Genomic DNA, 20,238 nt, shown 5'->3' on the forward strand with positions numbered 1-20,238 from the left:
TCCCTCCATCCGCAGGCGGCGCTGGAGATGACGGAGCGCAACATGAGCGCCGGATCACCACGGCGAAGGAGACCGAATTCACGCAGGTCTGGCCACTACGGCGTGGCGGCCTCGAATACCCTTTCCCCTCCGACGAAGGTCATGTTGACGTGCGCGCGGGCGATCTCGTCAGCAGGCCGGAGGAAGATGTTACGGTCCAGCACCGCCAAGTCCGCCCGCATACCCGGCGCCAGAACCCCGGCGTCGTTTCTGCCGCAAGCATACGCAGCGCCGACCGTGTAGGCGTCGAGAGCCTGCTTGAGTGTGAGAGCTTCGTCGGGTCCGAGGGGATTCGAACTCGGCGGATACGACCGGTTCACCGCCACGTGTATTCCCTCCAGGGGGTTGGGCGTGCTGACCGGCCAATCACTGCCCGCGGCAAGGCGCGCGCCGGTGCGGAGAATCGACGCGAACGGATACTGCTGTTCAGTCCGCACCGGCCCGAGAAGAGGTTTTACCTGCTGGTCCATCTGAGGTTCATGGGTTGCCCAGAGCGGCTGGATGCAGGCGATCACATTGGCCTTCTGGAACCCTGAGCGGTCCTCGGGTGCTACGAGTTCGAGATGAGCAATCGCGCTGTGCCACTTGTTGTCGGGCGCGGCCATGTAGCTCTGCAGCGCATCGCGCACTGCCTGGTCGCCGATGGCGTGGACATGTACACTTAGGCCCGCATTCAACAGGCCCTTCACGGCCTGCCTGAGAAGCTCTTGAGGGACATGCGTATCACCGTGATGATCGGTGGGCATCCCAGTGGTCGGGTCCAGATACGGGTCGATCAACGCGGCGGTGCGGGACTCCACGATGCCGTCCAGGAATATCTTGGCCGTGTTGACCCGGAACTGCGGCCTGTCAAGTTGCTTTTTCAGGTAAGAAAATTCCCCGATCTGTTCAGACAGCAGCCGAGCGGCGATTGTCGGGTCCTTGTCGGCAGGGGTCCAGATGAGGGCCCCGGAAACTCTTGCTGTGAGCTTTCCTTGCTGCAGGGCAAAGAGATACGCCTCTCCGGTGATGCTGCGTGCCTTCACCACGTCAAGCCCCGCGTCGAGCCAGCCGACGATACCCAGAGAGTGCAAGTACTTCTGCCCCTCCTTCAGGGCCGACGCCAGTTCACCGACGCTGAAAGGAGGGATTTTCCCTTGCACCACTCCGGCCGCCATCTCGTGCAGAGTGCCGATGGGCTCGCACACGACGCCGTTTTCAAGTGTCGTGGTTGACGGGATCAGCGGGCCGACATCATCAAGGGCCGCCTGATTGACCCAGGCCGTGTGACCACTGGCCTCTTGAAGAAAAACCTTCCGATCTCTGAGGACCGGATTCTCGTCCAGATATTTCTTGTGCGGCAGCGCATCCCCGAACGGCACAAGTGACCAACCGAAACCCTGGACCCATCCCCCTGGTGGCACACGGGCTGTCTCCACGGCGAACCGCGCTGCCTCCTGCACACATGCATCTATGTAGACCTCTCGAGGCACAGGAATTCCGTTCTTCTGCGAATCACAGTTGCTCAGGTCGCACAGTTTGCCTGAGCGCATCAAGCCTCCCGTAACGGGGTGTACGTGTGCATCATAAAAGCCGGGAATGAGCATCTTGTCGGCAAGGTCGACCACCTCGGTTCCCTTACCGATCAAATCCCTCGCACCATCACCGACCTCGGAAATCGTCTCTTTGGTGACTGCCAGGGCGGTCGGCCAGTTCTTTGGGTCGACTTTACCGTTGTAAACTCCCCCGTTGATGAAAACCAGGTCCGCAGACATTCGATCCTCCACTGCTAATGAGGGGTTGAGCCGCAGACGTCAACCGCGTCGCTCATACCGCGGCGGGCGCGCAGAGTTCTGCCAACGTACGAGATCCCTCATGGAAGATCTGCCAAACAGAGGATTTTGCGATTCACTCATGCGGCGCAACTCATGTTGCAGGGGTTACCCTCAAGTCGGATACTGGGCTGCCGTCATTCCCGGCGCTGAACGTATTTCATCCTCGCCCCGCTTCGCGGCTTCCGTGATCAGGCCTTCCATCAGGGCCTCGAAGACACCGGCGTCACGCCACTGTCGGAAGCGGTTGTGGACGGTGGACCAGGCGCCGAACTCCGTCGGCATCTCCCGCCACTGCCCGCCCGTCCTGAACCGCCAGATCACGCCCTCGAACTGCTGTCGCAGCCGCTCGGGGTACGGGCCGTACTCGCCGATCGGCAGATACGGCGCGATGAACTCCCACTCCACATCCGTCAGTTGCACTCGCGTCACCCAAAAAGGTCTACCGGTCCACACCCTGCCGCGCAGGCAAATCTCGCAGATTGATCACGACGCAATACGCGCCCTGGTTCCGGTACCGGAACACGATCCGGCCGCGCGTCAGGTCGTACGGCGGCAGTTCCACCAGCACCCGGTCGTCCAGCATGATCTTGATGTAGTTCTTGCGGATCTTCCCGTTGATGTGCGCGAGCACCTGGTGGCCGTTGTCGAGCTCCACGGTGAACATGGCGCTGCGCAGACACTCGACGACCTTGCCCTCGACTTCGATGACGTTCTTGTTCTTCGTCATCGCACCAGCTCCAGGTTGCTGCTCATCGGCCGGGCCCCGATGCCCTCGAACAGCGCCGACGCCGCTCGGTCGGACTCCTGGACCTCGGTCCGGGCCGTGGCGAACCCGGAGCGGTGCAGCGTACCCAGCGCGTGCGCGAGCAGCGCCAGCGCGATGCCGCGGCGCTGCTCGACGGCCCGGACCGCGACCAGTCCGATGCGCGGCCGGATCACGATCGTCACGCCCGAAGGCGGCAGCACCGCTCCGAGCCCTGTGACCCTCGGGCCGGTCGGTACGGCGTACTCCCACTCGCGGCGCCGGATCGTGAAACCCGCCCGCCGCCCGCCGGCCGTCAGCTCGACGTCGGCTTCGTCGACCACCGTGTGCAGCGGCGCCGGCAGTTGCGCCGGCATCGCCTCGGCGAGCCGGTCGAGGGCGACGTCGTGCCAGGCGTCGATGCTGACGAACAAGCGTCCGTCGGGCCGGTGCTCCGCATGCCCGCGTCCGACCACCAGGTCGTCGTCCAGCGCATGCCATTGCCGGTCCGCGACGCGCGTGACCACCACAGGGTTCTCGCTCAGGCCAGATGGGAAAGGCTTCGTGTTCATCGGAGTCTCCTTCCAGGAGTGCCTCGATCTCAGGCGCTCCTGGCGACACCGAACGTCAGCCGCCGGACCGTGACGGGTTGAGGGAGCACCCACGGGCAACTGTGTTCACGGGGCTCACCTCCATACGACGACTTCACGGTCCACCGCGAAAGTAGCAGCGGCGCCCCGCCCCGCTCGAACCATTTCCTCGCCCACCCGGTCCATCAGCGCACGGCCTGACCGCCGCCCGGCAGAAATCCAGGTGACCGGTGATGAGGGTCCTCCTTAGGATCGGGCGCTGCACATCTTGTCCTTCCGCTCCGATCGGCCGCTCGTGAGATCCCTGATTCCCCCTGTGCTGCGCGAAGAGCCGCAGTTCGCCCGCCTGTTCATCGGACAGTCCCTGTCCGTCCTGGGCGACCGCGTGTCCTTCGTGGCCGTGCCCTTCGCCGTGCTCTCGGTGGGCGGGTCGGCCTCCGACGTCGGAGCGGTGGCGGCCGCCGGCCTGGTGCCCATGCTCCTGTTCGCCCTGGTCGGTGGCGTGTGGGCGGACCGTTTCCGGCGGCACCGCATCATGCTCGTCTCCGACGCGGTGCGGTGCGCCGTACAAGGGCTGGCCGCACTGCTGCTGCTGACCGGCGTTGCCGCCGTACCGCATCTCGTCCTGCTGATGATCGTGTTCGGAACCGCGGACGCCTTCTTCATGCCGGCATCCACCGGGCTGATGCCCCTGGTCGTCGCGCCCGAGCGGCTGCGGGAGGCCAACGCCCTGCGCGGGTTCGTCCAGTCGGCCGGGCTGGTACTGGGCCCGGCCCTCGCCAGCGGCCTGGTCGTGCTGGCGGGACCCGGCGGCGCCCTTGCCCTGGACGCCGTGACCTTCGCGGTCAGCGCCGTGTTCCTGGCCCGGCTGCGACCCCGAAGCACGGCGGCCGATGCGCCGGGGCACGGCGGCGGTACGGCTTTCCTCGGGGAACTGCGCGCCGGCTGGGCGCAGGTGCGCAGCCGCACGTGGGTGTGGTCCGGCATGGCGGCCATGGCGGTCTACCACGTCGTCGTCCTGCCGTCGGTGTTCGTGCTGGGACCCGTCCTGGCCGATCAGGAGTGGGGCGGTGCCACGAGCTGGTCGGTCATCACCGCGGGCTTCGGCATCGGCTCCGTCATCGGGGACGTCTGCGCCTACCGGCTCACGGCCAGGCGCCCCATGGTGCTCGCCGCAGCGGCGCTGGCCGTGGCCTCCTGCCAGGCGATCGTCATCGGATCCGGCGCACCGGTCGCCCTCATCGCCGCCCTCGAAGCGGTCACCGGCGTTGCCGTCTCCCTCTTCTTCGTCACCTGGGAGACCGCGCTGCAGACGCACGTGCCGGAAGCAGCCCTGTCCCGCGTGAGCTCCTACGACTTCCTCCTGTCGGCGGGCCTCATGCCGCTCGGCCTCGCACTGGTCGGCCCGGTGTCCGACACGCTCGGCGTCCGGCCCACCCTGTACGGGATGACGGCCATCGCCGTCCCCGCCACCCTGGCGCTGCTGTGCGTCCCGGCCGTACGGCGTCTCCCGGCGAAGGCGTCACCCGTCACGGCCGCCGACGGCGGCGCCGGCGGTGGTGTCCAGCTCGCCCCGGAGGCCGGTCTGCCGTAGCGGGACGCACACCTGGGCGGACCCGCCGGCGGAAGCGGGGGAGCGGTCGGTCCGACGGTGCGCCGGCGCGGTCACGGTGACGTACGGTGCCGTCCCGATCGTCCAGCCGTTCGCAGACCTCGCCCGCCATCGCGTACCACAACTGCCGTTCCTGCGGTGCGAGATCCTCCGGCGCACCCTGCGCGGCCCGGTCACGGCCCGGGCCCAGCACCCGCTCGGAGAGCCCCGGATGCGGGATCCGCAGTTCCGTCAACTCCGCCAGTGATAAACGCACTTCGCCCCCGCATCATCACCCGGGCCCGGTTTCGTGACCAGAGCCCACGGCGCACGCCCGAGCACGCACGGGCCGATCACCGAAGAGGAACGGGAGGGCGGCGGCGCGCACGCCCCCGCTCGACGGTGTTCGCCGGGCCCGTCACCGGACGAGCCGACGACGTGGTTCAGGGCATGTCGTCCAGGAAGGCGCGGCGCAGGTCGCTCACCCAGACGTCGGGGACCTCCTGAACCGGCGAGATCTCCGTAGCCGGGCGGCGTGCGTCCCGTTCCGCGCTCCTCGTCCGGCTCACCCGCTCACCCGCTCACCCGCACGGCCGGCAGGTCACGCGGGGCTGCGGGCCGCCGTCAGCGCGCAAGAGCCCCGGCTGAACGGGGAGACCAGCCGGGGCCGTAGGCGGTGACGTGCGGAGGGCTCCTGGGGCTTCGGCCCGCCGGGGGACACCCGGAGGATCAGTCGAGGTAGTCGGCGACCAGGGCGGCGAAGGCGTCCGGGGTGGCCAGCCGGATCCCGAGATCTTCGGCCTTGGCTCGCTTGGACCCCGCGCCGTCTCCGGCGACGACGAGGGTGGTCTTCTTGGAGACGCTGGAGGAGGAGCGGCCGCCGGCTCGTTCGATGAGTTCGTTCATCTGGTTGCGGCTGAGCTTCTCCAGGGGGCCGGTCATCGCGCCGGTGACGACCACGGTCATGCCGGCCAGTGACCCGCCCGCACGCTCGGTGCCCTCGTCGTGGCCGCCGGTGTCGTCGTCGGACGGGGCGGACGGGGTGGGTGGGGTGGCGCCGGGTTCGGTCATGTTCACCCCGGCGGCGGCGAGCTTGTCGATGAGCGGGGCGAGTTCGGCCAGTTCGGCGACGATCGAGGGGGCCTTCTCGGTGCCGATGCCCTCGACCTGCCGCATCGCTTCCACGTCCGCGGCGCGGATGTCGTCCATGGTGGCGAAGTGCCTCGCGATCCGGCGGGACATGGAACGGCCGGTGCCGCGGACCCCGAGCGCGCACAGCACCCGCGACAGCGGCCGGCCCTTGGCCGCGGCGATGGCGGCGAGGAGGTTGTCGGTGCTGGTCGCACCCATCCGCTCCAGGCCCATCAGCTGTTCGCGGGTCAGGGTGAACAGGCCGGCGAGATCGGCGACGAGGCCGGCCTCGACGAGCTGGACGATCCGGGTGCGGCCGAGGCCTTCGATGTCGAGTTGGTCGCGGCCGGCGGCGTAGGACAGGGAGGCCACCAGATGGCAGTTGCGTCCGTTCTCGCAGCGCCAGCGCTGCTCGCCGGTGTCGATGCCGGCCCCGCAGCGCGGGCACGCCTCGGGGAAGGCGATGGGTCGTTCGCCGCCGGTGCGCAGGTGGGCGACGGGCGCTTCGACGCGGGGGATGACGTCGCCGGCCCGGTGGACCATGACGTGGTCGCCCAGGCGCAGGTCGCGGCGGGTGATGTCGGCCGGGTTGTGGAGGGTGGCGTAACTGATGGTGGCGCCGTCGATCTCGACCGGCTCCAGGACGGCGCGCGGGGCGATGATGCCGGTGCGTCCGACGTTCCACTCGACCTCGAGCAGCCGGGTGATCTTCTCGACGGCCGGCAGCTTGTAGGCGATCGCCCAGCGCGGAGCGCGCGAGCCCGACCCTGCCGCCTGCTGGTCGGCGGCCAGGTCGGCCTTGACGACGATCCCGTCGATCCCGAACGGCAGCTCGGCCCGCAGGGCGGCGATCTCCTGCACCCGCGCCAGCACCTGCTCGACGGTGCCGGCGGTGACGCCGGGCACCGCGGTGGCGGCGGTGGTGTTCACCCCGTATGCGGCGGCCTGGACCATGAGGTCGCTGTGCGCGAGCCCGCCCAGCCGCGTGGCGAGCGCCGTCTCGGTGTCCGGCAGGGGCAGCAGGCCGTAGCCGAAGAACGTCATCGCCACCGTGTAGCCGCGCTCCTTGGCGCGCAGGGTGCCCGCCGCGGCGCCGCGCGGGTTGGCGAACGGCTGCCCGCCGTGCGCGGTGCGCACCTCGTTGGCATGCTCGAACTGAGCGGTCGTCATGAGGACCTCGCCGCGGACCTCCACGGTGACCGGCTCGGCGAGTCGGTCCGGCAGCCCCTCTACGGTGCCGATCGCGTGCGAGACGTCCTCCCCGGCCGTCCCGTCCCCCCGAGTGATCAGTTGTCGCAGGCGACCGCCGACGTAACGGGCGGCGACCGCGAGCCCGTCCAGCTTCGGCTCGACGCTGAACCGCTCGACCTCGTGGCCGATACGGCGGGTCAGGGAGGCGGTCCAGGCGGTCAACTCCTGCGGCGAGAACACGTTGTCCAGACTCAGCATCGCCACCGTGTGCGGGACATCGCCCTCCACGGCGCCGCCGGCGACCTTCCCCGTCGGAGAGTCGGGCAGTACCTGATCAGGATGGTCTGCCTCCCACGCGGCGATGCCGCGCACCAGCCGGTCGTAGGCATCGTCGTCCAATGCCGACGTTCCGCCCGCGTAGTAGGCGGCCGACGCCTTCACCGCGTCCTCGACCGCCTGCGCGTAGGCGGCGGCATCCACGATCACTGCAACTGGTGTGGTCATGCCCGCCATCCTGCCTGCCACCACTGACAACGCTCCCGAGGCCCGGTTCGGCTGCTGACGGCCGAGCCTCACCCACTCGTGCCTGATCAACGGATGCCTGATCGACGGATCCGTTCCGCAGCCGGTGGTGACGCTGCGGCCCTGGCTGCGATCACGAGCCGTGCACGAGGCCGGCCTGGCGAAGCGGCCGTCCCGCCGGGATCAGTCCTGCCCGGCCGTCGCCTCGCGGACGACGGCCAGCAGGGCCCGGAACCGGAGGCGGTCCTCGGCGCTGAGCCCGGCCGTCGCCTCCGCGAGCGCGAGCCGGTCCACCTCCTCCGCCTCACGGTGGCACGCGCGGCCCGCGTCGGTCAGCCGCAGCAGGAAGGCGCGCCGGTCCTCGGGGTGACGCACGCGCTCGACCAGACCGTCCCGTTCCAGGCTGTCGACGATGCTGGTCGCGGTGCGCGCCGCGACGCCCGTCATCTCGCTCAGGTCCCGCATCCGCAGAGGACGTTCGCTGCGCGCAAGCATCCGCATGGCGCGCAGCCGCGCCACCGACGCCCCGCTCCTCCTGAGCCGGGCCTCCACGAATCGGCGCAGCCGGTGCGTCGTGTCGTACAACTCGTCGATCAGGACGTCACTGCTGCCCTGCACTGCCATGTGCCGCTCCCCGTCGCGCGTTCCGCCGTGCGACCGATTCTATGAGCACCGACATAGTGAGTATGCTCAGCATGTGTCGCAGTCTCCTTCCTCCCGCTCCCGCAGACCGCCGCGCTCCCTCCGGCTGAGCCAGCGGCTGGTCGTGCCCGTGATGTGCGTCAGCGTCACCTTCATCGCGATCGTCGACGGTGCGATCACCACGGTGGCCCTCCCCTCCATCGCCCGGCAGTTCCAGCTGACGACGGCCGCCCTCGACGGGGTGGTCGTGGCCTACACGGTGTGCCTGGCCATGACGATCCCCGCCTCCGCCTGGCTCGTCGAACGCTTCGGCGGCAAGCACGTCCTGCTCACCGCGCTCATCGCCTTCCTCGGCTCCTCCCTGCTGTGCGGCCTGGCCGCCGACCTCGTCCAGCTAGTCGCCTTCCGCGCGCTCCAGGGCCTGTCCGCCGGCGTGCTCTTCCCGGCCTCCGCCGCGCTGCTCTTCGCCACCTTCAACACGTCCGACCAGGTGCGGATCTCCCGGTACATGATCATCCCGCAGCAGATGGCCCCGGCCGCCGCCCCCGTCCTCGGCGGCCTGCTGGTGGACCACCTGTCCTGGCGCTGGGTCTTCTACGTCAACGTCCCGGTGGGCCTCCCGGTCGTCCTGTTCGGCCTGCTGTTCCTGACCGAGCACCGCGGGCGGCTCCCCGGCCGCTTCGACCTCACCGGGCTGCTGCTGAGCGCCGCCGGCCTCGGCGCCGCGATGTTCGGGACAACCGAAGGCCCCAACCGCGGCTGGTCATCCGCCGCCGTCCTCGTCTCCCTCGCCCTCGGCGCGGTCCTGCTGGCCGCCACCGCCGTCCACCAACTGCGCGCCGCCGAACCGCTGCTGAAGCTCCGTCTCTTCGCCGACCGCCTCTTCCGTGACACCAACCTGATCAACCTGGTCGGCCTGATACCGATCCTCGGCGCCATGTACCTCGGCCCGCTCTTCCTCCAGCAGGCGCAGGGCCGCACCGCCCTCGAGTCCGGCACCGGCACCTTCACCGAGGCCTTCGGCGTCCTGCTGACCGTCCAGGTCGCCGGAGTCCTCTACGCCCGTGTCGGGCCGCGGATCATCGTCGGGTGCGGCCTGGCCGGTGTCGCCGCGGTCCTCGTACTGTTCGCGACCTGCGACCAGGACACCGGCCTGTGGACCTTCCGCTTCTACATGTTCCTGCTCGGCATCGCCATGGGCGGGGTCTTCATGCCGACCACGGTGGCCTCGCTCGCCAACATCGACCGCCACGACCTGGCTCAGGCGTCCACGCTCAACACCGTGGTACGCCAGACCGGCGGGGCCCTGGCGCCGGTCGCGGTCACCACCACCATCGTCCTGGGCACCCCCGCGTCGGCGGCCGCCGACCCGCCGGTCTCCGCCTACCAGTACACCTACCTCGTCCTGGCCGCTCTCGCGGCGGCGACCGCGGTCTTCGCCTTCGCCCTCCCGGACGCCGCGGCCCGTGCGGCGGCCCGGAGCACCGGCACGAAGGCATCACGGCCGCCCGCCGCTCACCCCGAGATCGCTTCCTGACGCTGTTGTCCGAGCGGCGAGTCGGTGCTCTGGAAGCGGCCCTCGATGAGGTTGTCCTGCCCACGGACCTGTTCCGCTCCTCGCGGCGGCGCTGTCGCGGACGAAGCCACCCAGCTGGATTCGGGACCGCTGCACGCTCAGGCAGCTGCCGGGCGACGGCGGCGATCGTCCTGCAACTCCTGGACGGCCGGGCGGCACCCGGCGCCCCCGGCCGTCGGTGGCGTGAGGGCCGTGATGGTGGGTACCGAGGAAACCCGGCTGGCCGTCCTGCGCGGCAACAGCGCCTCGGGGAAGTCGTCCGTCGCGGCCGTCCTGCGTGAACGGTTCGGCCGCGGCCTGGCCCTGGTCGGCCAGGACAACCTTCGCCGCACCGTGCTGCGCGAGCACGACCGGCCGGGAGCGGCGAACACCGGCCTGATCGACCTGACCGCCCGCTACGCCCTGGACGCCGGATTCCACGTCGTGGTCGAAGGCATCCTCCACGCCGACCGCTACGCCGACCGCTACGGCGACATGCTCGCGGCGCTGCGCACCGACCACCGCGGCCCGACCCACTGCTACCACCCGGACGTGCCGTTCGGTGAAACCCTCGCCCGGCACGCCACGAAGCCGATCGCGGATGACGTCAGTGAGACGCGACTGCGCGACCGGTACCGGGAGCGTGATCCGCTGCCCGGCGGCATCGAGACCGTCATCGGCGCCGCCGGCGTCCTGCACGAGACCGTCATCGGCGCCGCCGACGCCCTGCACGAGACCCTCGACCGCATCATGCCCGGCAGGGAATCGCCCCTGTGCCAGGACCAGGGGAAACAAGGCCGCACTGAGCCCGAGTGCCGACGCCGGCTCCCGCATGCGGGGCTTCACCGCAAGGTCCGGTTCGATCAAGGATGCCTCCGGGCGGCGAACATCTCGGCGGCGTCGCGAGGTTCACCGGGGCGCAGGCGAAGACCGATGCCGTACACCGTCCCACCGGGAGGGTCATGGCACCGCATGAGCGCTGTCCCTCGGGGCGTCTTCCTCGCAGCGCGGCTTCAGGACGCCCCGCCCACGCGTACGGTCGATCTCCCGCCATTCGCGCCGCAGTCCGGCCAGGTTCGTGGTGAGGAAGTAGGCGGTGCCGCAGGCGAGCAGCACCGGCGCGAGTCCGAAGGCAGTCACCGCCGCTCCCGCGACCAGCCCGCCGAGAGGGATGCCCGCCCAGGCCAGCGAGTCACCGAGGGCGTTCACCCGGCCCAGCATCCGGCGCGGCACCCGCTCGACGAGGACGGCTCCCAGCACCGGGTTGACGAAGCCGGCACCGAACCCACTGACCACGAACACGGCCAGTACCACCCCCACCGGGGCACCGACGGCGAGGATCAGGAACCTCGGCGCCCCGGCCAGCAGAAACCCGGTGAGAAGCACCATCCGCCGCCGCAGCCGGTGCGCGACCACCGCGGCGACCAGGCTCCCGCCGACCGCCGCGGCCCCCATGACGCTGCCCATCAGACCGATCGAGGCCGGGCCGTTGCCGGACTCCCTTGCCCAGACGGGTACGAGCACCGAGGCGATCGCCGCGTCCAGCAGGTTGGTGATGCCGACCATGACGATGACGGTGAGCAGCAGCGGTTCGCCGCGCAGGAAGGTGAAGCCCTCGCCGAACCGCCGCCAGTAACCCGGCTCCGAACCCCCGGCAGGCGAGGGGGCTTCCCCGGCCGTGTGCCCCATGCCGCGAGGCAGGGCGAGCTTGATGATCAGCGATCCGAGGGCGAAGCAGCCCGCGTTGACGACGAGCCCGGTCAGGGGGCCCAGCAACGCCACCAGGGATCCGCCGGCCGCCAGGCCCACGGTGGAGGCGAGCCGCTCGGTCACGCCGGCCAGACCGGTGGCCCGCTCCAGTGGCACCCGGCCGCGCTCGGCCGCCTCCGGGACCATCACCTCCTTGGCCAGGTCGCCGGGCCCCCGGGCCGCGCCGATCAGCGCGACCAGAACCAGCAGAAGGGGAAAGGACAGCAGGTCCAGGGCGTGGAACAGGGGAACCGCGGCGGCCGCGACAGCACTGGCCAGATCAGTGCTCCAGGAGACGGCCCGCGGGCCGGTCCGGTCCACCAGCGGGCCGGTGAACGCCTTCACCACCACGTAGGGAGTCATCTCGCAGAAGGCGACCAGTCCGGTCCGGGTGGCGCTGCCGGTTGTGACGAGGACGAACCAGGGCAGTGCCACGACGGAGATCCGAGTGCCGGTCAGCGACACGGCCATGGCCGCCAGCACTCCGCCCAGCGGGCGTAAGGACCTCTTGCCGGGTATACCGCCGGGCTCCGGGGCATCGGGGGCATCGCCGGTCATGACGTCGGGCTTCCTTCCGCCTCCTGAGGGCCGGGAGAGAGCGGCGACGCGGCAGGCGCCTCGACCTCGGGCAGGATCTGCGTGATCACGACGACCCGTTCCGCTCCCTCGGGGGCACTTGCCGCCGTCTCCGGTGCGTCTCGCCGGTAGCGCGCGATGACTTCCGTCAACTCCCGGTACAGGGCGGCGGCTTCCTCGGGCGTGAGCCGCAGGGACCAGTCGCTCATGTCGAAGGTGTCTCGCCACGCGCGGGGCATCGTTTGAAGCCCGTTCAGGGTCTGCTGCGTGCGCAGGGTGTGGATGGCGGCGATGGACTGCTGGTAGGCCAGTGCGGCCTCGGGTTCCCGCTCGGCCAGCTCCGCATCGTTGAACCAGGTGGTCCGGTGCACGGAACGCCACCAGCGCTCGCGCGCGTTGCCGCGTTCGGTGTCCTCCTCTACGAAACCGGCCGCGTCGAGCTGCCGGAGGTGGTAACTGGCCGTTCCTGAGTTCACACCCAGCCGTTCCGCGAGGCGGGTGGCGGTCGACGGGCCGTACTTCCGCAGCAGCCCCACCAACTGCACACGCACCGGATGCGCGAGGGCACGCAGCCCCTTGGCATCGAGAACCACCGAGTCGGCTTCGGTCTGCGGGCCGTCCGGCCCCCCGTTCGGGTCAGTCATACCGTGCACACTAGACCGCAAAGACTTGTTCGCAAAGGTTCCTTTGCGAACAAGTCTTCGCGTTCTGGCGGGACTTCACCGCGCCCCTGCTCATCCGTCAGCCGGCCGGCCGGCGGATGAGACCCGGGTCAGCCTCCGAGCCGGTGTGCGAGGTGGAGCAGATCTGCCAGGCGCAGCACCCGTCCGTCGAATCCCGGAAGGGGAACATGGAGCGGCTGGGTCCAGTGAGCGGGGATCGCGTCCAGCCCGTAGTACGCGCCCGCCAGGCCTCCGGTCACCGCGGCGACGGTGTCCGTGTCGCCGCCGAGGTCGATCGCCGCACGTATCGCGTCTTCGAAGCCGCTGGTGGTGCGCAGGGCCCAGACCGCGGAGCCCAGGCAGGGCCAGACGGCACCGTTGAATTCGGTCGCCCGATCTAGGTGCCAGTCGGGCGCGAGGACTGTGGCGTAGCGGCCGCGGTGGTCCGGGTGGACGAGAGCGAGGATGTCCGGGAGCGCGGTGAGGGGGTCGGTGTCCTCGATGATGACGCGGATGAGTTCGTGGAAGATCGCGGTTCCTTCCCAGGCGGCGCGGTCCCCGTGGGTGAGGGCGGCGATGCGGCGGGCCGCGTCCATGGTGGCTTCCTGGCCGGCGGCCGCGAAGTGGACCGCGGAGGCCGATGCCCGCATCAAGGAACCGTTTCCCGCTGCTCGCCGGTTGACCTGGAAATGGATCGCGGCGGCGAGGTCCCAGGGCAAGCCGTTGGTCAGGACGTCTTCGGTCTGCAGGCCGATGTCCTTCGGTTCCGCTGCCGCCCAACGCTGGAAGCGGGCGAAGATGTCCGGCAGGTCCAGTCCGCCCCGCTCCAGCAATGACTCCGCGACCAGGACGGCCATCTGGGTGTCGTCAGTGGCCTCGCCGGGGTCCCAGCCACCACCTCCGCACATCTCGCCACCGGCACCAGGTACGGGAAACCGCGCGGAGAAGGCGCCCCGAGGACCGAACTCGAAGGGGCCGCCCAGCGCGTCACCCACGGCTGAGCCGACGACCGCGCCGGCGGCCCGCTGAATCCGCTGCATTGGCTGCATCCGCGCAGGTTATGCGTGCCGCACCGACGGTGGTCGCGCGGTCCCGGCCGCAGTCTCCGCCAACGCCGCTGGAGTCTCGGCGTCGCGCCTGGAGCGCAGCACCACCCGGTTGGAGGCGGGGCTGCAGACGTATCAGTCCGGACGCCGGGCGAAGAACCGCACCGGTACGGTCACCCGCGCGGTGGTCCGGGCCGGCGCGGGCGACCCTTCCCAGGCCCAGCACCGCGGCGCCGACTCGAGGTTCCGCGGCGACGAAACCACCCGCCAGAGCTGCGGATGCGATCGCGACCTCGGAACGAGCACACCTACCACCGGTACCGGTGCCGGTGCCGATGCGGGTGCCGGAGAAGCCGGGCCCGATCGACCCCGTCGAATACGGGACCGTCATCACCCCACCCGCAGCTCCGGCCGTACAGACCCCACTGCCACGCGATGACGCAGCAGACCCGGGTCAATGGGCGGGGGGTCGCACGGTGAGGTCGGCGGTGAAGACGGTCTTGTGCCGTTGGGTGCCGTGTACGTGTATCAGCAGGTCGTCGTGGCTGGTGCTGTGGGGTCGGCAATGCGCTGTGATCCAGCAGGGTGCGTCGAGTTCGGCGTAGCGTGTGAAGGTGCTCTTGAGACCGATGAGTACGGCGCGGGGGAGACCGGCGGAGGCGTGGGCGGCCTGTCGGGCGGCTTCCAGGAGGAGCATGCCGGGTATGTGGTCGACGGGGTGATCGAAGTAGGTGGGGTGGGTGGTGTCGACGCGTAGTTCCCATGTGTGAGGGTGTTCTGGGGACCTTGGGCCGAGGACCACGTGCTGGGTGCTGTTGTGGCCTACGGTGGCGGGGTCGACGGCCGGTGGCGGGGTCCGGTCGGTGGTGGTGGGGCGTCGGCCGCGCAGGCGCTGGTAGACGTCCGGGCTCATGCAGCGGAACGCGGCGGTGGCGGTGGCCCGGGCGCCGTTCTCCCGCAGGACGGTGGTGTCGTAGCGCATCTCGCGCAGCAGGCCGCCGCGGCGGACGACGTCCCGGCAGGCTGTGTGCATCTGGATGTCGGTGGGGACCGGGTCCGCGGCGAGCAGTTCAGGTTCGAGGTCGACGGAGATGTCCGACATCAGGAACTGGTGGCCGAAGGGGACGTCGAACTCGGCGTGGGCGAGCAGGGATCCGGCCTGGCGGACTGACTCGATCAGCAGCATCGGGTCCTGGTATCCGCGGCCGGGCGCGAACAGGGCGTGGCAGCGGGGCCATTGGGCCCTGACGAGGAAGCCGTGGTGCTCGTCGGGGCCGACGGGGGCATGTTCCCAACCGGTGAGGAGGACCTCTGAGACTGCCGTGCGGTGGACGTACTCGCGCGGCACCGTGGTGGTCAGTCCGGGGCGCAGCGTCTTCGGGGCCGGCGCCTTGTCGGTGAGGTACGGCATGTGCAGCGCTCCTGTCAGATTCAGGGCAGGGGGCAAAACAGACCGTACGTCGGCTGTCCTTCCCCCGTGACCGACGTTCTGCGACAAGATACAGACATGTCGGTCGGGTGAGGCAAGAGCACGATCCGGTTGCCCGGACCACGTATGTTCCGGCCTGTCGGCGGGACGCTGTGACTCGTTCTGGTTTGTCTGCTTTGAAGCGTGCAGGGTCGTATGATTCCGGTGCGCGCGCGGGTTGTTTCTTGTTCGACAATTTAGGCTTCCTTTAGTGGGCGGGCGGGCGTCCCGGGCCGTTACGGATGGCGGCACCGCAGGTCAGAGAGGGGGCTGTCGGCGGCGCCCGCGGGCACCGTGCAGCGTTGACAATCAGACAAGTCTGTTTGGTATGGTCTCGCCGTGAGCCCCAGTCCGTGATGACGTGGTTGTGCCAGGGGGAGCAGATGAACTGGCAGTACACGGATCTCCGTAATCCGTCGCCGCGGCGCCACCGCCCGCACGGCCCTGTCAAACCGTCCCGGCACGCGGTCAGCCCTTCCGGCCCGGTTTCGTCGGGCGCCCTGAACGTCCTGGTCGTCGAGAACGACCAGCGGGCCGCCGGCGTGCTACTGCAGGGATTGGCGCGGCAGGGCTTTGCGGCAAGCGGTGTGACCACCGGCGCCCAGGCGCTTCGCGGGCACCGCGACGCCGACCTGATCCTGCTCGACCTGGACCTGCCCGACCTGGACGGCCTGGAGGTGTGCCGGGGTATCCGGGCGGTCAGCGACACGCCGGTCATCGCGGTGACCGCGCGCGGCTCGGAACTCGACTGCGTGCTCGGCCTGCAGGCGGGTGCGGACGATTATCTGGTCAAGCCGTACGGTTTCCGGGAGTTACTGGCCCGTATCGAGGCGGTGATGCGGCGGGTGCGCTCGCAGCCGGCGCACCCGGCGGTCGCCGGGGTCATCACCCATGGACCGCTGTGCATCGACACGGGGGCCCGGGTGGCGACCCTCCACGGGGAGCCGCTGAATCTGACGCGCAAGGAATTCGACCTGCTGTACCTGCTGGCGTCGCAGCCCGGCGCCGTGATCCCGCGGCGCCAGATCATGGCCCAGGTGTGGGACGACGCATGGTCGCCGCGCGGCCGCACGGTCGACACGCACGTGGGCACCCTGCGCAGCAAACTCGGCTCCAAGGACTGGATCATCACCGTTCGCGGGGTCGGCTTCCGGCTCGGGCGTCCGTAGGGCCGTCCGTCGAGCCCGGCTCACGCCCCCTGTCCGCCGCCCCGACGCAAACCCGCCCCCGCTGTTGTCAGCCCTGCTGATGATCTCTGCGTTACAGTACAATACTAAACGGTCTGTTAAAAATTGCGGGCTAGCGTAAGGATCCAGGCATGGCCCAACAGGAACGCGGAAAGCGATCGCGAGAGTCGATCCTGCAAGCCGCTGCCCGAGTCTTCGACGAGCGCGGTTACGACGCCGCCAGCACCAACGAGATCCTGGCCCGCACCGGACTCACCCGCGGCTCCCTCTATCACCACTTTCCGTCGAAGGAAGCCATCGCCGTGGCCCTGGTGCAGGCGCATGCCGAAGCACTGCAGCCGCCGGAGCGGCCGGTGAAGCTGCAGTCGGTGATCGATCTGACGCTCGAATTCGCCCAGCGCCTCCAGCATGACCCGGTGCTGCGCGCCAGCGTGCGCCTGACCACGGAGCAGACGTCCTTCAGCTGCCCGCCGCAGACCACCTACGAGCAGTCCATGGCCGCTGTCCTCGCTCTGCTGCAGGAGGCGGAGAAGCAGGGCGAGGTGCTGCCCGGGGTGGACGTGCACGAGGTCACGTCCACCGTCGTCGGCTCCTTCACCGGCCTGCAGATCATGTCCCATGCCTTCACCAACCGCGAGGATCTGCCCGAACGGATAGGCGTGTTCTGGAAGTTCCTCCTGCCGGGTGTCGCCACCCCGGGCCTGATCGGCCGCCTGCGCACGATGCTCCCGGTGAACTGACGGCGGCAGCGCACCGCGAGGTGTGCGGCGCTCCCCGCCTCCCGTGGTCCGCCCGGCCGTGGCCCGGCGCTCGCCGCCCCCGTTCACGTCTTCGGGGCCGGAGGCGCCGTGCCGACCGGGCACTGGCCCGGGTCGTTGCGGTCGAACAGCGGGCGGAGCAGTTCCCACAGGCGGTGGGAGGCCTTGCCGGTCCACCAGGCGGGGTCCGTGCGGCCCAGCGTCTCGATGCCCGCGACCAGTACGACGGTCAGGTCGGCGAGGTCCTCCGCCCGGTCCTCGGCCTGCGTCGCCACCATCCGTTCGCGGACCACTGCCAGCACCTCGTCGCGCAGCCGCGGCGGGTCCGCCGAGCCGTCGGCGGCCAGTTGCATGCCGGCCCGTACGACCTTCTCGGTGCGCATCGCCTCGCCGAGCGCGAGCGTGAAACGCTCCGGCGCGTTCTGCAGCGGGCCCGCGAATGCCTCCTCGGTCAGTGTCTCCAGCCGGTGGCGGGCCTGTTCGTACACGGCGGCCGCCAGTGCCGCGGTGGAGGAGAAGTGGTGGTACAGCGCTCCCCGGCTCACCCCCGCCCGGCGGCAGATGTTCACCAGCCCCGCGTCGGAGGGCCGGCCGTCCGCGATCAGCTCGGCGGTGGCACGGACGAGGGCCTGACGCGTCTGCTCGGATCGTGCCTGCACCAGCTCGCACCTGCCTTCTCTTCCGCTCGTGTCCCGCAAGAAGCATACAATCTTGCCTGTTTCACATCAGCGCCCCTGTGCCAACTTCCTCCTCTCGGTCTTTACAGAACCTGAACACCCGCATTTTCTGATTATTTGTCCGAAAATTTTCGGGTGGAAAGAAGAGGGGGCTCGCTTTTGGGCCATTTACAATCAGACATGTCTGTTTGTTAAGGCGGCTGTGTTGAGTTTCCCGGCGGCTGCCAGGCACCGCGCTCGGCGAAGAGCCCCGTGAGTGCATCTCGCGGCCCGCTCCGGCATCCGCGCGGCAAGACGGACCGACTTGCTCCGCACGCCGGCCACCCCGTCGTGCGACCACGCCCGGCTCCCCGGCGAAGCCTTCTCGCAGCCGCAGCCGCAGCCGCAGCCGCAGCCGCAGCCGCAGACCCGCCGTGGACCCGCCGCGGACGCGGCCCGCCCATCGACGCTCACCTCCTCGTGTGCTCGCCGGAAGGACGCGGGGACGCCGTCCCCGGCCGGGCGGCGGGCCGTCGCGCACGGCACCGGGTCCGGCCGGTCCTGACCGGCCACGGCACCCTTCGGCGAGCCCGGGCCGCCGGGCCGCCGGAGGCGCCTTCCCCGGCCCCCAGTTGACACGGACTTGACAGTCCGCTGACACGGCTGCGGATGATTGTGGGAACCCTGAACCGGCGTCCGTTGAACCGGACCGCGACCCACCGCGAGACTGGAGTGAGTCGCAGGAACGCCAGGGATTCGGGGGATTGAAATGGATCAGCGACAGCCGCCTACCGAGGTTCACGCGAGTAGGGACTGCACGCTGCGCTGTGGCCGGATCTGCGCCGAGTGCGTGGACCGGATGGGCCGCGAACTGCGCACCCTGCTCGATCTGTACGAGGAGAGCGGCCAGGCACTGGCTCCCGCGCCGCCGGTGCTGCGCGAGAGGGTGAGCGGAAGCCGGAGCACGGGCGGAATCGTGCTCGACGAACGGGTCGTGGCGCTGCGGACCCAGGCGGCCGAGGTACTGGCCCAATGGGCACGGCTCGTCGTGGAAGAGCGCGGTGGCGCCGGGTGCCGCCCGGAGGGTACGGATGTCGACGCTCTGGTGAGGTTTCTGGGGCAGCAACTGCCGTGGCTCGCCGAGCATCCAGCGGGTGTGCACTTCGACGATGAGCTCACCGAGCTGCGCACCGCCTTCAGCGGGCAGTTCGGGCCGGGGCAGACACGCAGGCTCCCACTCGGCCGGTGCACGCAGCCGGGGTGTGCGGAGGTGCTGTACGGCGTAATGCCGGCGCCCGGCGACCGGGTGCCCAGCCATGTCTCCTGCGGGGCCGGACACGTCCTGCCGCCCCGGCAGTGGCTGTTGGTGGCGAGCCGCATGCGGGAGGCCGCCTAGTTCCTGGCAGGTACCGCCGGGCCGAGTCCCGGTGCCCGTCACGCCCCCGCGGCGCACCGGCCGGAAGCAGGGGTGCCCGACCACCTGAAGGCACACCGCCGGCTTCGTGCGGGGGCCCGGCTTCACCGTCGGCGCGCCGGCGGGTGATGTCGGTGCGCCGGGCAGGGGTGTCCGATGCGTCCCGCCGCCCGTGCCCGGGCAGGGCGCTGCCGGCCGGCGCCCGGCCACCGCGGCCGTCCGGTGCCATGAGCCGGTCCGCCCTCGGCGATGCCGAGGCCCGCGCCGGCAGACGCGGTGACGCTTCCCTCGCCGGACGGCCTTCGGGACTGCTTCTTGCGCCCGTCCCGCGCCTGGTGAGTGATGCTCAGCTCCGATGTTCCGCTCCCTTGCCTGTGTGCGGTCCGGCAGGGAGCGGCGGGACCGGCCTTCCGGGCCGTGGACCGCGGAATGTACGACAACCCATCCTGCCCAGCTCGCGCGACCACGCCGTCGTGACCGAGCGGGCCGTACCAAGAAAGGCAGTGCAGCATGACCTGGTCGAAGGGTCCGGCCGCGGGGCCGGCGAAGCGGCGGACGGTGCCGACAGAGCTGGCAGCCCTGGCGATGGGGGTCTCCCAGGCCACCATCCGCAAGTGGGCGAGCCGCGGCAAGATCACCCGCCTCGGCGGCCCCCAGCGGGCCGAGTACGACCTGGACGAACTGCTCGCACTGGCCCGCCGGGGCGAGGCGGCATGACGGCCCGGTGGGCGGGGAGGCGGGCCTCCCCGCCCACCGGTGAAGAGGACACGGATCCGTGCGGGGATCCGTAACGAAGCAGCCCCCGTGGCCACCGGCCACGGGGGCTGCTTCGTTGCAGACAGCCCGAAGACAGCCTGAATTACTGAGGAGTTGACGGCGCGTGGGGCAGGTGTCACACTTTTCCG

The 20,238-nt window shown here is 70.1% G+C and carries 16 protein-coding genes and 3 pseudogenes; 7 read left to right on the forward strand and 12 right to left on the reverse strand.

The annotated features are described in order from the left end of the window. Window positions 1-95: 95 nt before the first annotated feature. From VKA29_RS25850 to VKA29_RS25865, 4 genes and pseudogenes are all read right to left on the reverse strand, one after another. Window positions 96-1,793, reverse strand: a complete 1,698-nt coding sequence (locus VKA29_RS25850) for an amidohydrolase (protein WP_324788379.1) — start codon at window positions 1,791-1,793, stop codon at window positions 96-98. A 213-nt stretch (window positions 1,794-2,006) separates the two neighbouring features. Next, a pseudogene (locus tag VKA29_RS25855) lies at window positions 2,007-2,282 on the reverse strand (transposase); the annotation flags it as partial. Between the two features lie 79 nt (window positions 2,283-2,361). Then, a pseudogene (gene infA / locus VKA29_RS25860) lies at window positions 2,362-2,580 on the reverse strand (translation initiation factor IF-1); the annotation flags it as partial. Beyond that, the gene (locus VKA29_RS25865) at window positions 2,577-3,167 is read right to left on the reverse strand and encodes a GNAT family N-acetyltransferase (RefSeq protein WP_324788380.1); all 591 of its coding nucleotides are present in this window, start codon (window positions 3,165-3,167) and stop codon (window positions 2,577-2,579) included. The pseudogene infA and the gene VKA29_RS25865, both read right to left, overlap by 4 nt. Before the next feature lie 313 nt (window positions 3,168-3,480). Between VKA29_RS25865 and VKA29_RS25870 the strand changes: the two genes are divergently transcribed. Further along, a complete protein-coding gene (locus VKA29_RS25870; protein ID WP_324788381.1) occupies window positions 3,481-4,779 on the forward strand; it encodes an MFS transporter in 1,299 nt (432 codons plus the stop codon). 440 nt (window positions 4,780-5,219) lie between these two features. Here VKA29_RS25870 and VKA29_RS25875 read toward each other — a convergent pair whose 3' ends face one another. The 3 genes from VKA29_RS25875 to VKA29_RS25885 form a co-directional block, all read right to left on the reverse strand. After that, the gene (locus tag VKA29_RS25875; RefSeq protein WP_324788382.1) at window positions 5,220-5,345 is read right to left on the reverse strand and encodes a hypothetical protein; all 126 of its coding nucleotides are present in this window, start codon (window positions 5,343-5,345) and stop codon (window positions 5,220-5,222) included. Between the two features lie 160 nt (window positions 5,346-5,505). Next, window positions 5,506-7,602, reverse strand: coding sequence for an NAD-dependent DNA ligase LigA (gene ligA, locus VKA29_RS25880; RefSeq protein WP_324788383.1), 2,097 nt, complete (start codon window positions 7,600-7,602; stop codon window positions 5,506-5,508). A gap of 201 nt (window positions 7,603-7,803) precedes the next feature. Beyond that, window positions 7,804-8,244, reverse strand: a complete 441-nt coding sequence (locus VKA29_RS25885; RefSeq protein ID WP_324788384.1) for a MarR family winged helix-turn-helix transcriptional regulator — start codon at window positions 8,242-8,244, stop codon at window positions 7,804-7,806. A 151-nt stretch (window positions 8,245-8,395) separates the two neighbouring features. Here VKA29_RS25885 and VKA29_RS25890 point away from each other — a divergent pair, with 151 nt between their 5' ends. Together VKA29_RS25890 and VKA29_RS25895 are read left to right on the forward strand one after the other, a co-directional pair. Next, window positions 8,396-9,799 (forward strand): DHA2 family efflux MFS transporter permease subunit, encoded by a 1,404-nt coding sequence (locus tag VKA29_RS25890; protein WP_324788407.1) that lies wholly within the window; start codon window positions 8,396-8,398, stop codon window positions 9,797-9,799. 234 nt (window positions 9,800-10,033) lie between these two features. Beyond that, window positions 10,034-10,525 (forward strand): annotated as a pseudogene (locus tag VKA29_RS25895) (kinase); the annotation flags it as partial. 252 nt (window positions 10,526-10,777) lie between these two features. Here VKA29_RS25895 and VKA29_RS25900 read toward each other — a convergent pair. From VKA29_RS25900 to VKA29_RS25915, 4 genes are all read right to left on the reverse strand, one after another. Then, window positions 10,778-12,124 carry an MFS transporter gene (locus VKA29_RS25900; RefSeq protein WP_324788385.1) on the reverse strand — a complete coding sequence of 449 codons (1,347 nt, stop codon included), beginning with the start codon at window positions 12,122-12,124 and terminating at the stop codon, window positions 10,778-10,780. Further along, on the reverse strand, window positions 12,121-12,786 hold the full coding sequence (locus VKA29_RS25905) for an ArsR/SmtB family transcription factor (RefSeq protein ID WP_324788386.1): 666 nt from the start codon (window positions 12,784-12,786) through the stop codon (window positions 12,121-12,123). Before VKA29_RS25905 ends, VKA29_RS25900 begins: the two co-directional genes overlap by 4 nt. A 128-nt stretch (window positions 12,787-12,914) precedes the next feature. Further along, complete coding sequence (locus VKA29_RS25910) at window positions 12,915-13,844, reverse strand: ADP-ribosylglycohydrolase family protein (protein ID WP_324788408.1); 930 nt, start codon at window positions 13,842-13,844, stop codon at window positions 12,915-12,917. Window positions 13,845-14,304: 460 nt separating this feature from the next. Beyond that, on the reverse strand, window positions 14,305-15,261 hold the full coding sequence (locus VKA29_RS25915; RefSeq protein ID WP_324788387.1) for a ScbA/BarX family gamma-butyrolactone biosynthesis protein: 957 nt from the start codon (window positions 15,259-15,261) through the stop codon (window positions 14,305-14,307). 440 nt (window positions 15,262-15,701) lie between these two features. Here VKA29_RS25915 and VKA29_RS25920 point away from each other — a divergent pair, with 440 nt between their 5' ends. Continuing rightward, on the forward strand, window positions 15,702-16,487 hold the full coding sequence (locus VKA29_RS25920; protein WP_324788388.1) for a response regulator transcription factor: 786 nt from the start codon (window positions 15,702-15,704) through the stop codon (window positions 16,485-16,487). Window positions 16,488-16,636: 149 nt separating this feature from the next. Further along, complete coding sequence (locus tag VKA29_RS25925; RefSeq protein ID WP_324788389.1) at window positions 16,637-17,245, forward strand: ScbR family autoregulator-binding transcription factor; 609 nt, start codon at window positions 16,637-16,639, stop codon at window positions 17,243-17,245. Between the two features lie 83 nt (window positions 17,246-17,328). On the opposite strand, the gene VKA29_RS25930 is transcribed toward VKA29_RS25925, so the two are convergent. Next, window positions 17,329-17,922, reverse strand: coding sequence for a TetR/AcrR family transcriptional regulator (locus tag VKA29_RS25930; protein WP_324788390.1), 594 nt, complete (start codon window positions 17,920-17,922; stop codon window positions 17,329-17,331). Between the two features lie 856 nt (window positions 17,923-18,778). Here VKA29_RS25930 and VKA29_RS25935 point away from each other — a divergent pair. Together VKA29_RS25935 and VKA29_RS25940 are read left to right on the forward strand one after the other, a co-directional pair. After that, entirely contained in the window at window positions 18,779-19,315 is a 537-nt protein-coding gene (locus tag VKA29_RS25935; protein ID WP_324788409.1) for a hypothetical protein, read from the forward strand. A 528-nt stretch (window positions 19,316-19,843) separates the two neighbouring features. Continuing rightward, window positions 19,844-20,050, forward strand: a complete 207-nt coding sequence (locus VKA29_RS25940) for a transcriptional regulator (RefSeq protein WP_324788391.1) — start codon at window positions 19,844-19,846, stop codon at window positions 20,048-20,050. Window positions 20,051-20,238: the final 188 nt, after the last annotated feature.

The sequence above is a fragment of the Streptomyces sp. H51 genome, from assembly GCF_035656535.1.
Lineage (GTDB): Bacteria > Actinomycetota > Actinomycetes > Streptomycetales > Streptomycetaceae > Streptomyces.

What these genes read in the sequence shown, in the direction of transcription:
- VKA29_RS25865 (WP_324788380.1), bottom strand. Translation starts at nt 3,167, where the DNA reads ATGAACACGAAGCCTTTCCCATCTGGCCTGAGCGAGAACCCTGTGGTG.
- VKA29_RS25920 (WP_324788388.1), top strand. Translation starts at nt 15,702, where the DNA reads ATGAACTGGCAGTACACGGATCTCCGTAATCCGTCGCCGCGGCGCCAC.
- VKA29_RS25905 (WP_324788386.1), bottom strand. Translation starts at nt 12,786, where the DNA reads ATGACTGACCCGAACGGGGGGCCGGACGGCCCGCAGACCGAAGCCGAC.
- VKA29_RS25940 (WP_324788391.1), top strand. Translation starts at nt 19,844, where the DNA reads ATGACCTGGTCGAAGGGTCCGGCCGCGGGGCCGGCGAAGCGGCGGACG.
- VKA29_RS25890 (WP_324788407.1), top strand. Translation starts at nt 8,396, where the DNA reads ATGTGCGTCAGCGTCACCTTCATCGCGATCGTCGACGGTGCGATCACC.
- VKA29_RS25850 (WP_324788379.1), bottom strand. Translation starts at nt 1,793, where the DNA reads ATGTCTGCGGACCTGGTTTTCATCAACGGGGGAGTTTACAACGGTAAA.
- VKA29_RS25885 (WP_324788384.1), bottom strand. Translation starts at nt 8,244, where the DNA reads ATGGCAGTGCAGGGCAGCAGTGACGTCCTGATCGACGAGTTGTACGAC.
- VKA29_RS25900 (WP_324788385.1), bottom strand. Translation starts at nt 12,124, where the DNA reads ATGACCGGCGATGCCCCCGATGCCCCGGAGCCCGGCGGTATACCCGGC.
- VKA29_RS25935 (WP_324788409.1), top strand. Translation starts at nt 18,779, where the DNA reads ATGGGCCGCGAACTGCGCACCCTGCTCGATCTGTACGAGGAGAGCGGC.
- VKA29_RS25910 (WP_324788408.1), bottom strand. Translation starts at nt 13,844, where the DNA reads ATGCAGCGGATTCAGCGGGCCGCCGGCGCGGTCGTCGGCTCAGCCGTG.
- ligA (WP_324788383.1), bottom strand. Translation starts at nt 7,602, where the DNA reads ATGACCACACCAGTTGCAGTGATCGTGGATGCCGCCGCCTACGCGCAG.
- VKA29_RS25915 (WP_324788387.1), bottom strand. Translation starts at nt 15,261, where the DNA reads ATGCCGTACCTCACCGACAAGGCGCCGGCCCCGAAGACGCTGCGCCCC.
- VKA29_RS25925 (WP_324788389.1), top strand. Translation starts at nt 16,637, where the DNA reads ATGGCCCAACAGGAACGCGGAAAGCGATCGCGAGAGTCGATCCTGCAA.